1 protein-coding gene is annotated in these 1202 nt (G+C 58.2%); it reads right to left on the bottom strand.

Annotation, left to right across the window (positions count from 1 at the left end):
* Positions 1 to 1202, bottom strand: a 1202-nt coding sequence (locus JFC11_RS18835) for a (Fe-S)-binding protein (protein WP_198350273.1), incomplete at both ends; no start/stop codon positions are given.

Below are 1202 nucleotides of genomic sequence, written 5' to 3' on the forward strand. Positions count from 1 at the left end.
GAGGTTGCGACATTACGGGTTTCATGGCCGTAGGTGCCGGACATACCGCAGCAGCCGGTCGCCATCAGCTCAAGCTCTAAACCAAATGCCGCAAACACCTGCTGCCAAGCTTTGGGGCTGCCCGGGGCGTTGGTCTTTTCGGTGCAGTGGGAAAGCAGCTTAAAGCCAGGATCGGTTAGGTTCAGTTGGCGAGGTGCTAGCGTGTTCATACGCGTGGCTAGCCACTCTTGCAGCATCAGCACGTTGGGCACTTGCTCACTGCCCAGGGCTTTGACGTACTCTTGGCGATAGGTCAGCGTCATTGCCGGGTCGATCCCCACCATGGGTACGTCGAACTCTGCCAACGCTCGCAGGCGCTTGGCCTGTTTTTCCGCCGTACGCTCAAAGGCGCCTAAAAAGCCCTGCACTTGCAGCGGTTTGCCGTTGGCAGAAAATGGCATCACAAACACCCGCAGGTTGAGTCGCGACAGTAGTTCCACCACATCCATCACCAGCTTGGCTTCAAAGTGGCTGGTGAACGCGTCCTGGACAATTATCACGCTGTTGGCACGCTGCTGCTCAGTCAGCAGCGCAAGCGAGGTGGGCGTGGCTTCGGCAACGCCCCAGGCGCGTAGCTGTTTTTTGACGCTGGCGCGGGAAAGCTGCGGGGAGTCGCTCATACCCAGCCCTTGACGCATTAGGCTATCGACCCAGCGCTGGCTGAGTAGGGCGTTATACAGCGGCGCCACCTTGGCAAGGGTTGGCAACATAAATTCGGTGCCACCGAGCAGGTAATCGCGCAGCGGGCGTAAATAGCGGCCGTGGTAGACCTCTAAAAACTGCGAACGGAACTGCGGCACATTGACCTTTATCGGGCACTGGCCCGCACAGGATTTACACGCCAAACAGCCCGCCATGGCATCGTAAACTTGGTGAGAATAGTCGTGGTGTTGCTTGCGACTGAGCGTATTGGCGACGCGTAACGGAAAGCTTTTGATAAAGCCCCAGCCGTTTTCGGCTTTCTTTTTGCGCGACTCCTCCACCACATCAATCCCTGCCAGGGACTGCAGGCGTAGCCACTCACGCATCAAGCTGGCACGGCCTTTGGGCGAATGCATACGGTCACGGGTGGCCTTCCAGGAAGGGCACATGGGGTCATCAAGGTCGTAGTTATAGCAGGCACCATTGCCGTTGCAGTACACCGCCGCGTCATAGGCCTGCCA

This window comes from Vreelandella alkaliphila, from assembly GCF_016107625.1.
In the GTDB taxonomy this organism is placed as follows: domain Bacteria; phylum Pseudomonadota; class Gammaproteobacteria; order Pseudomonadales; family Halomonadaceae; genus Vreelandella; species Vreelandella alkaliphila.